The following is a 13,276-nucleotide window of genomic DNA, read 5'->3' as shown; positions in this document are numbered from 1 at the left end:
GCGCCGACGGGGAGTTGAAGTACGGCGCTACGGAGGCCGCAGGGCGTCGCGCCGCCCCTCGTGATGCCCTCCGCGGAACGCGAAAGGGCCGGGCCACGGTTCGCACCGCGCTGCCCGGCCCTGACCTGGGCCCCACCCCCGCGAGGGCCCTGGTCGGCTCAGTCCCCGTCGAACCCCAAGTCCCCCGCGTCCTCGCCCTCGTCCTCGATGGCCTGCCGGACGATCCGGAGCGCCAGGCCTTCCGAGTAGCCCTTGCGGGCGAGCATGCCCGCGAGGCGGCGCAGCCGCTTGTCGCGGTCGAGACCCCGTGTGGCACGGAGCTTGCGGGCGACCAACTCGCGTGCGGTCGCCTCCTCCTGCTCTGAGTCGAGCTGCCCCACGGCTTCCTCGATCAGCGTGGCGTCCACGCCCTTCGTACGCAGCTCCTGCGCGAGCGCCCGTCGGGCCAGGCCCCGGCCGTGGTGCCGGGACTCCACCCACGCGCCCGCGAAGGCACCGTCGTTGATCAGGCCGACCTCTTCGAAGCGGGTCAGCACTTCCTCCGCCACGTCGTCCGGGATGTCCCGCTTGCGCAGCGCGTCCGCCAGTTGTTTGCGCGTGCGCGGAGTCCCGGTGAGCAGCCGCAGACAGATCGCCCGCGCCTTCTCACCCGGATCCGCTGTCGGCGGCTCCCCCTTCTCGGCCCTCGACGAGGAAGGGGGGCCGCTGTCCTGTGAACCGCCGCCTCGGCCTTCACCGAAGCCGCCACGCCGTCGGCGACCTCGCCGGCCGCCGCCCCCGCGGAAGCCGGTCTCGTCACCCTCCTGGTCGGCGCCACCCTGATCCACACCGTCCGCGAAGCCTCGGCCCGCGGGGTCGGTGTGGTGTTCGGGAGTGACCTGGTCCGCCCAGTCTGTGCGCCGCGTCATGGATCAGCTCTTGGCCGCGGCGGCCTTGGGCTTGGTGGCCTTGGTCGCCGGCGCGGGCACCGTCTTGGCGGCGTCCTCGGTTGCCGCACCCGCCGCGTCCTTGCCCGGCTCGGCGGCCGGCTCCTCCTCCTGCGGCTTCACGCCGACGCCCAGCTTCTCCTTGATCTTCCTCTCGATCTCGTTGGCGAGATCGGGGTTGTCCTTCAGGAAGTTGCGGGCGTTCTCCTTGCCCTGGCCGAGCTGGTCGCCCTCGTACGTGTACCAGGCGCCGGCCTTGCGGACGAAGCCGTTCTCCACGCCCATGTCGATCAGGCCGCCCTCGCGGCTGATGCCCTGGCCGTAGAGGATGTCGAACTCGGCCTGCTTGAAGGGCGGCGCGACCTTGTTCTTGACGACCTTGACGCGGGTGCGGTTGCCGACCGCGTCCGTGCCGTCCTTCAGGGTCTCGATCCGTCGGATGTCGAGCCGCACCGAGGCGTAGAACTTCAGCGCACGACCACCGGTCGTGGTCTCCGGCGAGCCGAACATCACGCCGATCTTCTCGCGGAGCTGGTTGATGAAGATCGCGGTCGTCTTGGACTGGTTGAGCGCGCTGGTGATCTTCCGGAGCGCCTGGCTCATCAGACGGGCCTGCAGACCCACGTGCGAGTCGCCCATCTCACCCTCGATCTCCGCGCGCGGCACCAGGGCCGCGACGGAGTCGATGACGATCAGGTCGAGCGCGCCGGAGCGGACCAGCATGTCGACGATCTCCAGAGCCTGCTCGCCGTTGTCAGGCTGGGACAGGATCAGGTTGTCGATGTCGACGCCCAGCTTCTTCGCGTACTCGGGGTCGAGTGCGTGCTCGGCGTCCACGAAGGCGACGGCGCCGCCCGCGCGCTGTGCGTTCGCCACGGCGTGCAGCGTCAGCGTCGTCTTACCGGAGGACTCCGGTCCGTACACCTCCACCACACGGCCGCGCGGGATGCCGCCGACGCCGAGCGCGACGTCGAGGGCGGTCGATCCGGTGGGGATGACCTCGATGGGGTCGTTCGGCCGCTCGCCCATGCGCATCACTGCGCCCTTGCCGAATTGCCGTTCAATCTGTGCGAGCGCGGCTTCGAGCGCCTTCTCGCGGTCGGTTCCTGCCATGGGTTCCACCCGATTTGCTTGTGTCGATCGCTTCACGTCAATGACGCTAGCGCCTGCCACTGACAATCCGCCCCGACGCCCGTCCGGCCTGTGGATAACTCGAGGCGAACGCCCCGCCGGAATCCGCCGGAGCCCCAGGGATCCCCCCGCGAAAACCCCGGGAAAACGCCGCCAGGCAACCCATAAGAATGGATGTTCGATTTTGGTGTCAAGCGCACCACGCGGGCCCCACCGAGAGTACGGAAGGGGTCCGTCCGCCGGGCGGACGGCGGCACTCGGGCGGTTCCCGGCGCTACCGGCGCTCGTCCGGGCCCGACTCCGGACCCGACCCTGAAGCGGGGTCAGGGCTGGCTCCCGAAGCCTCCTCGGCGGCGACCTCGGCCTCCGAACTCGCCCCCGGATGGTTCGGCCCACGCAGCGCGCGCCTCATGCGCGTGAGGAGGGACGCCCCGCCCTTGCGCCGGTGTCCATGGACGCGCGGGTCGTCCGTGACGTCGTACCGCTTCACGTACGCGCCCAGGAAGGCCTGCAGAGTCGCGATCGCCGGGATGGAGATCAGGGCGCCGACCGCACCGAGGAGTGCCGTGCCCGCGATGACCGACCCGAAGGCGACCGCCGGGTGGATGTCCACGCTCTTTGCGGTGAGCTTGGGCTGCAGGACGTAGTTCTCGAACTGCTGGTAGACCACGACGAAGATCAGCACCCACAGCGCGTACCAGGGATCGACCGTGAAGGCGATCAGCATCGGCAGCGCGCCCGCCAGATACGTACCGATGGTCGGGATGAACTGCGAGACCAGGCCGACCCACACCGCGAGCACGGGAGCGTACGGCACGCTCAGGGCCTGCAGCAGGACGTAGTGCGCGACTCCGGAGATCAGCGCCATCAGACCGCGCGAGTAGAGATAGCCCCCGGTCTTGTTGACCGCGATCTCCCACGCGCGCAGCACCTCGGCCTGGCGGGCGGGCGGCAGCACCGAACAGAGGGCGCGCCGCAGCCGCGGGCCGTCGGCCGCGAAGTAGAACGAGAACAGCAGGACCGTCAGGAGCTGGAAGAGGCCCCCGAGGACCTGCGCCGAGACGTCCAGGACGCCGCTGGCGCTGTTCTGCACGTACTTCTGCAGCCAGTCCGAGTGGACCAGGCTGTCCTGGATCTCGACCCGGGAGAGCTCCGTGTGGAACGTCTGGTTGATCCAGCTGATGACGTCGTCGAGGTACTCGGGGAAGTCCTCGACCATGTCCACGATCTGGCCCGCGAGCATCGACCCCATGAGCGTGATGAAGCCCGCGCTGGCGATCAGGACACCGAGAAAGACCAGGAAGGTGGCGAAGCCCCGGCGCAGCCCGCGCGCGGCCATCCAGCTCACCGCGGGCTCCACCGCGAGCGCGAGGAAGAACGCGATCAGGATGTTGATCAGCAGCCCGGTCAGCTGGTGGAAGGCCCAACTGCCCAGCTGGAAACAGGCGATGAGCGCGAGGGCGAGCACCATGGCGCGCGGCAGCCAGCGCGGCATGCCGGCGGCCCGCCCGGTCTCCGCCCCGTTCGGGGGCTGTGCGGGCGGCGTCGTGCCGAGCGGAGCTACGTCCTGAGTGACCTGCGCGGTCTCGTCTGTCGATGCCACAGAGCCAGTCTCGCCCACGCCGACGACATTCGGCCGCCGCCCCCGCGTCTTCGCGCTCCTCGGCGCGCGCTACGGGCCGCAGAACAACGGGGAAGTGTCCCGCCGTCAGCGCTTTTCGGCCGGTACGTCCATGGCCGAGCACACGGCGCGCCAGACGTCCTTGGCGTCCCAGCCCGCGTCCAGTGCCTGATGCACCGTGCGTCCGCCGAGCTCGGCCATCACGTGGTCGCGGGCGAACGAGTCGGCGTACCCCTGTCCGAAGTGGTCCGCCATCCGCTCCCAGAAAATCGTCAACCGCATGCCCTCAGTATCGCTCCCTTGGGAGTGCAGCCGGACGCAGGGGGATCACCGAAGGCGCTTTCCGGCCTACGGTCTGTGCATGGCCGAAACCGGAGCATCCCCGCACGCCGCGTCCTCGCCGGTCGCACGCGCCGAGCACTTCGTCTGGCTCACCGCGCGCGTCCTCGAGCAGCGGCGGTTCGCGTACCACTTCCTGAGCGGCGCGGGCGGTGCCGGAGCCGGTCCGGCCGACGCGGTCGAGACCGCGCTCGCCGCGTACGGCACCGAGGACGGCGGCTACGGGTACGCGCTCGAACCGGACCTGCGCGGCCCCGTCAGCCAGCCCCTCCACGTCGGGCACGCGCTGCGCGTCCTGGACTCGATCGGGCGCTGCGGCGGGCAACGGGTGGAGCGCGTGTGCCGCTACCTGACGTCGGTGTCGACATCGGACGGTGCCCTCCCGGCGATCCATCCCAGCCAACGCGCTTATCCCTCGGCGCCGTTCGTGCCCGTGGTGGACGATCCGCCGAGCGAACTACTCGCCACCGGCCCCGTAGTGGGCCTGTTGCACCGCAACGAGGTGTGGCATGCCTGGCTGTTCAGAGCCACCGACTTTTGCTGGGCCGCCGTGGAGTCCCTGGAGAAGTCCCATCCGTACGAGATCCAGGCGGCCGTCGCCTTCCTCGACGGGGCACCCGACCGCCCGCGCGCGCAGGCGGCAGCCGACCGGCTCGGCAGGGTCGCGCGGGAGCAACAGCTGGTGGCGCTCGACCCCGAGCGGTTGGAGGCCTACCCCGTCGCCGCGGGCTACGCACCGGGTGAGCACCATTTCGCGCACGACTACGCCAAGACCCCCGAGTCGCTCGCGCGCGCGTGGTTCACCGACGAGGAGATGACGCGCTCCCTGGACCATCTCGCGCGGGAGCAGCAAGAGGACGGCGGCTGGCCGGTCCGATGGCGCCAATGGGCGCCGGGCAGCGCTCTCGAAGCCCGCCCGATCGTCACCGTCGAGGCGCTGCGCACCCTACGGGCGTACGGACGGTCCATCGTCTGACGGAGCCTCCTCGGCCTCCCTCAGGAGCAGCGCCGCGATGGCGAGCGCCGTGCCGCGCGGTGCCGACAGGTCGAGTCCGGTGCGCTCGCCGATCTTCGCGAGGCGGTTGTCGACGGTGTTGGGGTGCAGGCCAAGGGCGGCGGCGGTCGCCCTGCGCTCCTGCTGGTGGCCCAGGTGGGTGCGCAGTGTCTCCAGGAGCTCGGGCCGGTCGGCCACCGGGTCGAGCAGCGCGGAGATGAGGTGGCTGCTCTCGTTGCGCCGGGAGAGGTGGTACTCGAGGAGCACGTCCTCCATGCGGTGCAGTCCCGGAGGCAGGCCGCACGCGCGCGTGACGCGCAGTATCTCCGTCGCGGTGCGCGCCGCGTCGGTCACCGCCTCGGGCCCCGCTGCGTCCACGGCGGCCACGCGTACGGGGAGGTCGCAGGCCTTGCTGAGCCGGCGCGGCAGGTCCTCGGGAGGCCGGCACGCCTGGGGCACGACGACCCGACCGCCATCGGCCTCCAGGAGGGCGAGCACCTCCACCTCGAAGGCGTGGTCCAGGGCGGTCTGCACACGTCGCAGACGCCGCCGTACCGCTACGGGGCCGTCGGCCGGCGTTTCGTCGAAACCGAGCGCGAGGACGAGCACGGGCCCCGCGAGGTTCAGTTGCTCCAGCAGTACGTGGCCGGGCGGCACCATGCCGTCGAGCAGGCCGCGGACCAGGGACCTGCGCTGGGCGCGCTGCTCTGCCTCCAGCGCGGAACGCTCGTCCAGGTAGGTCTCCGCCACGGCCCCGACGATGGAGGGGTGCGACTCCAGGAGGACGTCCACGAGCTCGATCAGGGCCGCTTCCTCGCCGGGCCGGGCCTCGTCGCGCAGGGCCTGCCACAGGACGTACACCCCCAGAGCGTGCGTACGCAGCAAGAGGTGCAGCGGCATGCCCTCTTCCGCACGCTGGGCGGCCCGCTCACGGAAGAGCCGGTGACTGCCGGGCCGGTCGGTGACGCGCCGCAGGAAGAGGCGCACTCCGTGGCGCGCGGTCGCGGCTATCTCCAGGTCCTTCACGTCGTCGGGCAGCTCCGCGTACCCGGGGAGCTCCTCGAACGACTCACGGGCCATCCTGCGGGCCAGTTCATTGACCCGGGGCTCGCAGCGCGCCGCGAGCGATTTCGCCTCGGGGGACAGCGCCACGGGGTCTCCTCTCCGGGTGCGGGCCGCCGTTGTGACGCGTATTACGCGGTCAGCCCATGAGCGCCCGCGCCCCCGCGGTGACGGCCACGGCGGCCCCGATGACGACCAGGAACGGCGCCCGCACGAGCAGCGCCACAGCCGCCGCAGCGAGCCCCAGAGCCTTGGCGTCGAGCTCCAGGGCCCGCCCGTCGGCGAAGGCCTGCTGGGCCGTGAGCGCGGCAAGGAGTGCCACGGGCAACAGGGCGGCCATGCGCTTGACGAGCGGACGCTCCAGGGCGCCCACGGGCACAAGGAGGCCCGCGAGCTTCACGAGGTAGCAGCCGACGAAGGTCACGCCGATCGCGATCCAGATGTTCAACGGTCTTCCTTCTGGGTGTCGTCGGGGCGAGCGTCTTTGTCGGCCGGCTTGGAGGTGGCTCTCCGGCCCTCTACGTAGAGCACCGCCGGTACGGCGAGCGCGGCCATCAGGACCGGCACCCCAGCGGGCAGAACGGGCAGCAGGCCGAGCCCCAGGACGATCGCGACCGCCGCGACCGCCCGCTCCGTGGTCGTACGCAGCATCGGCGCGAGCAGCGCCAGGAAGACCGCCGGTCCCGCGGCGTCGAGCCCCCACGCGTCGGTGTCACCGATGGCCTCGGCACCGAGCGCCCCGAGGAGCGTGGTGAGGTTCCACAGCACGTAGAGGCTCAGTCCGGTGACGGTGAAGCCGATGCGGGCGGCTCGCCGGGTCGGCTGTGCGAGCGACACGGCGGCGGTCTCGTCGATGACCCAGTGGGCGGCGAACGGGCGCACCGCGCGCGGGAGGGCGAGCAACTGCGAGAGCCGCAGCCCGTAGAAGGCGTTGCGTACGCCGAGGAAGAAGGCGCCCGCCGCGGCGGTGAAGGGGTTCCCGCCGCCCGCGAGCGCCCCGACCAGCGCGAACTGCGAGGCGCCCGTGAAGACCAGCAGGCTGAGCACGCAGGTCTGCAGCACGGTGAGGCCGCTGCCCGCGGAGGTCACCCCGAAGGCGAAGCCGGAGAGTCCGACGGCGACCCCGACGCCGAGGGCGTCGCGGACCACCGCGGAATCGGGTTTCTCCGGCGGCCGGTCGGCTGCCAGGTCTTCTGAACGGCCTGCGCCTATGTCTGCGGGTGTCGTCTGTTCTGCCACACGCCGGACGGTACGAGCAGGGCCGATCCCCCGTCTTGTACGTTCTTGCGCTCGCCTGCGAGCTTGCTTTCGCCTGCGTTCTTGCGCTCGCGCTGGTACGCCCCGGGCGGTACCCCGACCGTGCGGGTGAAGTGCCGGTTCAGGTGCGGCTGGTCGGTGAAACCCACGGCGACGGCCGCTTCGGCCGGCGATGTGCCCGTGTCCAGGAGACGCCGTGCGGCGCGCACACGCGCGTCGGTGAGCCATGCGTGCGGCGGCATCCCGTAGGCGTCGCGGAAGGCCCGCAGCAGGGCGAACGGGCCGACCCCGAGATCGGTGGCGAGCCGCTCCAGGCTCGGCGGGTCGGCCAGCCTCTCCTCCAGGACGGCACGCGCGCGTGCCGCGATCCTGGCGCCCGCCGTGCGGGCGGCACGCTGGGGTGCGACACCGCCGTTGTGCCGCAGCAGCCGGGTCACAGCCACTCTGAGCAACGTGTCGGCGGCGAGCGCGTTGCCCTCCTCGGCGGCTCGCAGCACCCGGTGGACGAGCGTCACGGCGTACGGGTCCTCGAGCACCGGACGGACGAAACCGGGGGTTCCCCGAATGGCGGTGGTCTCCGCGGCGATTCCGGCGACCAGGTCAGGCGACGGGTAGACCGCCGCGTAACGCCATCCCTCGGGCGCACCGGCCCGGCCCGTGTGCGGCGTGTCGGGGTTGATCAGGGCCAGGGTCCCCGGGCCCGCGTACTGGTCGGCGCCGCCGTGGTGGAAGACGTCGACGCCCTCGGCGATCGCGGCGATCACGTAGTGCTCGTGGGTGTGCCGAACGAACGTCTTGTCGATGTAGTGGGCACGCAGCAGGTCGACCCCGGGCAGCTCCGCGTACCGCCAGTGCCGCGCCCGCTCCGCCGAACCTGCCATGCCTCCAATTCTGCGACAGCCACGCAAACCCTTTTCCGCAGGTCGGCGCCGTTGTCAGTGGCGGGGTGCACGATGGGGTCATGGTCAGGTCCGCATCCAGTGCTTCCGGCGCCCTTGATGGCTTCTCCCCCGCGACCCGCAGCTGGTTCACGGGGGCCTTCTCCGCGCCCACGTCCGCGCAGGCCGGGGCGTGGAAAGCCATCGGCGAGGGTTCGGACGTGCTGGTCGTCGCGCCCACCGGCTCCGGCAAGACCCTGGCCGCGTTCCTCGCCGCCCTGGACCAGCTGGCCTCGACGCCGCCGCCCGCCGACCCCAAGAAGCGCTGCCGCGTGTTGTACGTGTCTCCGCTGAAGGCCCTCGCGGTCGACGTGGAGCGCAATCTGCGCAGTCCCCTGACCGGCATCCGCCAGGAGTCCGTGCGCCTCGGACTCCCCGAGCCCGAGGTCCGGGTCGGCATCCGTTCGGGCGACACCCCGCCCGCCGAGCGCCGCTCCCTGGCCACGCGCCCGCCGGACATCCTGATCACCACCCCCGAATCGCTCTTCTTGATGCTCACCTCCGCCGCGCGGGACGCGCTGGCGGGCATCGAGACGGTGATCCTGGACGAGGTGCACGCCGTCGCGGGCACCAAGCGCGGCGCGCATCTCGCCCTCTCCCTGGAGCGGCTTGACGAGCTGCTGCCCCGGCCCGCCCGGCGCATCGGCCTGTCGGCGACCGTCCGTCCGGTGGACGAGGTCGCGCGCTATCTGTCGCCGCAGCGCAGGGTGGAGATCGTCCAGCCCCCGTCCGGCAAGGAGTTCGACCTGTCCGTGGTCGTGCCGGTCGAGGATCTAGCGGAGCTGGGCGGTTCCCCGGTCGCCGACTCCGACCAGGGCGCGGAGCGGCCCTCCATCTGGCCGCACGTCGAGGAGCGCATCACCGACCTCGTCCAGGCGCACCGCTCCACCATCGTGTTCGCCAACTCCCGCCGCCTCGCGGAGCGCCTGTGCAACAGGCTGAACGAGATCGCGTACGAACGCGCGACGGGAGAGACCCTCCCCGAGGACCACTCCCCCGCGGAGCTGATGGCCGAGTCGGGGGCGGCCAAGGGCGCGCCTCCGGTCCTCGCCCGCGCCCATCACGGCTCGGTCTCCAAGGAGCAGCGCGCGCTCGTCGAGGAGGACCTGAAAGCCGGCCGTCTGCCGGCCGTCGTCGCCACGTCCAGCCTGGAGCTCGGCATCGACATGGGAGCGGTCGACCTGGTGGTCCAGGTCGAGTCACCGCCCTCCGTGGCCTCCGGTCTGCAGCGCGTCGGCCGGGCGGGACACCAGGTGGGAGCGGTCTCCACCGGCGTCGTCTTCCCCAAGTACCGAGGGGACCTGGTGCAGGCCGCCGTGGTCACCGAGCGGATGCGGACCGGCTCCATCGAGTCGCTGCGCATCCCGGCCAACCCCCTGGACGTGCTCGCCCAGCAGCTCGTCGCGACGGTCTCCCTCGACACCTGGCAGGTCGACGACCTGCTTGCCCTGGTGCGCCGGGCCGCCTCCTTCGCCTCGCTCCCGGAGTCGGCGTTCACGGCCGTCCTGGACATGCTCGCGGGCCGCTATCCGTCGGACGCCTTCGCGGAGTTGCGTCCCCGCGTGGTCTGGGACCGCGTCGCAGGGACCGTCACCGGCCGCCCCGGGGCGCAGCGCCTCGCGGTCACCTCCGGGGGCACGATCCCCGACCGCGGCCTCTTCGGGGTCTTCCTGGCCGGCGCCGACCCCAAGAAGGGCGGGGGCCGCGTCGGAGAGCTCGACGAGGAGATGGTCTACGAGTCCAGGGTCGGCGACGTCTTCACACTCGGCACGAGTTCCTGGCGCATCGAGGACATCACCCGCGACCGCGTACTCGTCTCCCCCGCCCCCGGCGTCCCGGGCCGACTCCCCTTCTGGAAAGGCGACCAACTGGGCCGCCCGCTCGAACTGGGCCGTGCGCTGGGCGCCTTCCTCCGTGAGGTCGGCTCGCTGCCACCCGACGACGCGCGCGTGCGCCTGCAGGCCGCGGGCCTCGACGACTGGGCCGCCGACAACGTCCTGACGTACCTCGCCGAGCAGCGCGAGGCCTGCGGCCACATCCCGGACGACCGCACGATCGTGGTCGAGCGGTTCCGCGACGAGCTGGGTGACTGGCGCGTGGTGGTGCACTCCCCGTTCGGCGCTCAGGTGCACGCCCCCTGGGCCCTGGCCCTCGCCTCCCGGCTGACCGAGCGGTACGGGATGGACGCCCAGGTCATGCACGCCGACGACGGCATCGTGCTCCGCCTGCCGGACGCCGACCTGATGAGCCTGGACCTGTTCGACCAGGAGCCCACCGAGCAGCCCGTGGGGTATGACAGCGAGCAGGCCCCCGTAGGTGCCGGGGACGTCGCCTTCGACAAGGGCGAGGTCAATCAGATCGTCACCGACCAGGTGGGCGGCTCGGCCCTGTTCGCCTCGCGCTTCCGCGAGTGCGCCGCCCGCGCGCTGCTGCTGCCGCGCCGTAGCCCCGGGAAGCGCACGCCTCTGTGGCAGCAGCGCCAGCGCGCGGCACAACTGCTTCAGGTGGCCAGTGAGTTCGGCTCGTTCCCCATCGTCCTGGAAGCGGTCAGGGAGTGCCTCCAGGACGTCTTCGATGTCCCCGGTCTCACGGAACTGATGGGCGACATCGAGTCCCGCAAGGTCCGGCTCGTCGAGGTCACCACCCCCGAACCGTCCCCGTTCGCCCGCTCACTCCTGTTCGGCTATGTGGCGCAGTTCTTGTACGAGGGCGACTCGCCGCTCGCCGAACGGCGCGCGGCAGCCCTCTCCCTGGACTCCCGGCTCCTCTCGGAGCTCCTGGGCCAGGCCGAGCTGCGCGAGCTGCTCGACGCGGACGTCCTCACGGAGCTGGAGCAGGAGCTCCAGTGGCGCACGGAGGACCGCCGCGTCAAGGACGCCGAGGGCGTTGCCGACCTGCTGCGCCTCCTCGGGCCGCTCACCGCCGCCGAGCTCGCCGAGCGCGGAGCCGAGCCGGAGTGGGCGCAGGAGCTGGCCTCCGCCCGCCGCGCGATCAGCGTCCGCATCGCCGGAGCCGACCACTGGGCGGCGATCGAGGACGCGGGCCGGCTGCGCGACGCGTTGGGCACCGCGCTGCCGGTCGGCGTCCCGGAGGCGTTCACCGAACCCGTCAAGGACCCCCTCGGCGACCTCGTCGCGCGGTTCGCGCGCACGCACGGCCCGTTCACCTCGGCGACGGCGGCTGCCCGCTTCGGCCTCGGCGTCGCCGTGACCGAGGGCGCGCTGCAACGCCTCGCTGCCAACCAACGTGTCGTACAAGGAGAGTTCCACCCGGCGGGCATCGGCCAGGAGTGGTGCGACGCGGCCGTCCTGCGCCGTCTGCGACGCCGCTCCCTCGCGGCCCTGCGGCACGAGCTGGAGCCGGTGCCGCCCGCCGCGCTCGCCCAGTTCCTGCCCCAGTGGCAGCACTTGAGCGGTCACGGACTGCGGGGCGTGGACGGCTTGGTGCGCGCCATCGAGCAGTTGCAGGGTGCGACCGTGCCCGCGTCCGCGCTCGAGAAGCTCGTCCTGCCCTCCCGCGTCTCCGGGTACACACCGGCGATGCTGGACGAACTCACCGCCGCCGGAGAGGTGGTGTGGGCCGGGGCAGGCTCCCTCCCCGGCAAGGACGGCTGGGTCTCCCTGTACCTGGCCGACGCCGCGCCCCTGCTGCTGCCTCCGGCCCATCCGCTGGAGCTCACCGCGCTGCACCAGTCGGTCCTCGACACACTCTCCGGGGGGTACGGCCTCTTCTTCCGGCAGATCGCCGACCAGATCCGGGCCACGACCCACCCCGAGGCCTCCGAGCTGCAACTGGCCGACGTGATCTGGGATCTGGCCTGGTCCGGACGGCTCACGAACGACACGCTCACCCCGATGCGCTCGCTCCTGGGCTCGGGCCGCACCGCGGGCTCCACCGCACACCGCGCCAAGCGCAGCATGCCGCGCGGACGCTACGGCTCGCTGACGGGCGCCGCCCGCCCCACGTCGTCGCGTACGGGCCCGCCGACCGTGGCGGGCCGCTGGTCACTGCTCCCCGCCCACGAACCCGACCCCACCCTGCGAGCCCACGCCCTGGCCCGCACCCTCCTGGACCGGCACGGCGTGGTCACCCGCGGGGCTGTCGCGGCCGAGGGCGTCGAGGGCGGCTTCTCGGCGACGTACCGCGTCCTGTCCGCCTTCGAGGACAGCGGCCAGGCGCGGCGCGGCTATGTGGTCGAGGGGCTCGGCGCCGCCCAGTTCGCCATGGACGGCGCGGTGGACCGGCTGCGCGCGGCGGCGAACGCGCGGGAACGCACGGACAGTTCACCAGGCGCCATGAACTACTCCTCCCGCCCCTCGGACGTCCAGGCCCTCGTCCTGGCGGCCGCCGATCCCGCCAACGCCTACGGAGCCGCGCTCCCCTGGCCCGATCCGCCCACCGACGCGGGGCACAAGCCGGGCCGCAAGGCAGGCTCCCTGGTCGTGCTCGTCGACGGCGAACTGACCCTCTACATGGAGCGCGGCGGCAAGACCCTGCTGGCTTGGCCCGCGACCCCGCAGGACGACGCCCCGGCCACCGAGGACGCCCGGCTGCACGCGGCAGCCGAAGCGCTCGCCACCGCAGCCCGCGCGGGCTCACTCGGCACGGTCACGGTCGAGCGCATCAACGGCGTCTCCTCCCTGACCTCCCCCTTCGCCCCTCTCCTGGAAGGAGCAGGCTTCCACGCCACCCCACGGGGCCTACGCCTGCGCGCGTAAAGGCACCACGGCACCACGGCGAACAGCCCCCGCCACGCAACGCACCGGAGGAACTACCACCCGCCGCGGACGGAACTTCACCGCGGCACGGCACCAGCCACCCCGCGCGGGCGCAACCTCCGCGGAACGGCACCAGCGACTGCTCGCGGGCGAGCCCCCACCACGGAACGGCGCCACCCCCTCGCGGACGCCGCCCCACCCTCTCCACCCCACCTCGCCCCCGTCACGCCACCCACCCCCGCCCTGCCCCCACCGCACCCCCACCCCGCCCCCGACATGCAACCCTGGAT

The 13,276-nt window shown here is 72.2% G+C and carries 10 protein-coding genes; 2 read left to right on the top strand and 8 right to left on the bottom strand.

The features are described 5' to 3' along the window. Positions 1–158: 158 nt before the first annotated feature. From recX to ACWFRU_RS08185, 4 genes are all read right to left on the bottom strand, one after another. Positions 159–908: a recombination regulator RecX gene (recX, locus tag ACWFRU_RS08200; RefSeq protein ID WP_453685316.1), complete on the bottom strand. Its 750-nt coding sequence runs from the start codon at positions 906–908 to the stop codon at positions 159–161. Between the two features lie 3 nt (positions 909–911). Continuing rightward, entirely contained in the window at positions 912–2,039 is a 1,128-nt protein-coding gene (gene recA, locus ACWFRU_RS08195; RefSeq protein WP_453685315.1) for a recombinase RecA, read from the bottom strand. A gap of 292 nt (positions 2,040–2,331) precedes the next feature. Then, positions 2,332–3,660 (bottom strand): AI-2E family transporter, encoded by a 1,329-nt coding sequence (locus tag ACWFRU_RS08190; protein WP_453685314.1) that lies wholly within the window; start codon positions 3,658–3,660, stop codon positions 2,332–2,334. 105 nt (positions 3,661–3,765) lie between these two features. Continuing rightward, positions 3,766–3,960 (bottom strand): DUF3046 domain-containing protein, encoded by a 195-nt coding sequence (locus tag ACWFRU_RS08185; RefSeq protein ID WP_451210905.1) that lies wholly within the window; start codon positions 3,958–3,960, stop codon positions 3,766–3,768. Positions 3,961–4,039: 79 nt separating this feature from the next. Between ACWFRU_RS08185 and ACWFRU_RS08180 the strand changes: the two genes are divergently transcribed. Next, entirely contained in the window at positions 4,040–4,993 is a 954-nt protein-coding gene (locus tag ACWFRU_RS08180) for a hypothetical protein (RefSeq protein WP_453685313.1), read from the top strand. Here ACWFRU_RS08180 and ACWFRU_RS08175 read toward each other — a convergent pair. The 4 genes from ACWFRU_RS08175 to ACWFRU_RS08160 are packed head-to-tail and all read right to left on the bottom strand — an operon-like array spanning position 4,964 to position 8,211. Beyond that, positions 4,964–6,163 carry a PucR family transcriptional regulator gene (locus tag ACWFRU_RS08175; protein WP_453685312.1) on the bottom strand — a complete coding sequence of 400 codons (1,200 nt, stop codon included), beginning with the start codon at positions 6,161–6,163 and terminating at the stop codon, positions 4,964–4,966. The genes ACWFRU_RS08180 and ACWFRU_RS08175 overlap by 30 nt on opposite strands. Before the next feature lie 49 nt (positions 6,164–6,212). Beyond that, a complete protein-coding gene (locus tag ACWFRU_RS08170; RefSeq protein WP_453685311.1) occupies positions 6,213–6,521 on the bottom strand; it encodes an AzlD domain-containing protein in 309 nt (102 codons plus the stop codon). Then, positions 6,518–7,312, bottom strand: a complete 795-nt coding sequence (locus ACWFRU_RS08165; RefSeq protein WP_453685310.1) for an AzlC family ABC transporter permease — start codon at positions 7,310–7,312, stop codon at positions 6,518–6,520. Before ACWFRU_RS08165 ends, ACWFRU_RS08170 begins: the two co-directional genes overlap by 4 nt. After that, positions 7,282–8,211: an AraC family transcriptional regulator gene (locus tag ACWFRU_RS08160; protein ID WP_453685309.1), complete on the bottom strand. Its 930-nt coding sequence runs from the start codon at positions 8,209–8,211 to the stop codon at positions 7,282–7,284. The genes ACWFRU_RS08165 and ACWFRU_RS08160 overlap by 31 nt, the downstream gene beginning before the upstream one ends. Before the next feature lie 80 nt (positions 8,212–8,291). Here ACWFRU_RS08160 and ACWFRU_RS08155 point away from each other — a divergent pair, with 80 nt between their 5' ends. Further along, positions 8,292–12,986, top strand: a complete 4,695-nt coding sequence (locus tag ACWFRU_RS08155) for an ATP-dependent helicase (protein ID WP_453685308.1) — start codon at positions 8,292–8,294, stop codon at positions 12,984–12,986. The last annotated feature ends 290 nt before the right edge of the window (positions 12,987–13,276 follow it).

The organism is Streptomyces sp. NPDC055099 (assembly GCF_053607685.1).
Note: the sequence above shows the minus strand (reverse complement) of the source record. Positions and strands in the feature narration are given on the sequence as shown.

Bases quoted from the DNA above. Each gene is read 5' to 3' on its own strand.
- recX (WP_453685316.1), bottom strand. From the start codon at position 908: ATGACGCGGCGCACAGACTGGGCGGACCAGGTCACTCCCGAACACCAC.
- recA (WP_453685315.1), bottom strand. From the start codon at position 2,039: ATGGCAGGAACCGACCGCGAGAAGGCGCTCGAAGCCGCGCTCGCACAG.
- ACWFRU_RS08185 (WP_451210905.1), bottom strand. From the start codon at position 3,960: ATGCGGTTGACGATTTTCTGGGAGCGGATGGCGGACCACTTCGGACAG.
- ACWFRU_RS08180 (WP_453685313.1), top strand. From the start codon at position 4,040: ATGGCCGAAACCGGAGCATCCCCGCACGCCGCGTCCTCGCCGGTCGCA.
- ACWFRU_RS08160 (WP_453685309.1), bottom strand. From the start codon at position 8,211: ATGGCAGGTTCGGCGGAGCGGGCGCGGCACTGGCGGTACGCGGAGCTG.
- ACWFRU_RS08155 (WP_453685308.1), top strand. From the start codon at position 8,292: ATGGTCAGGTCCGCATCCAGTGCTTCCGGCGCCCTTGATGGCTTCTCC.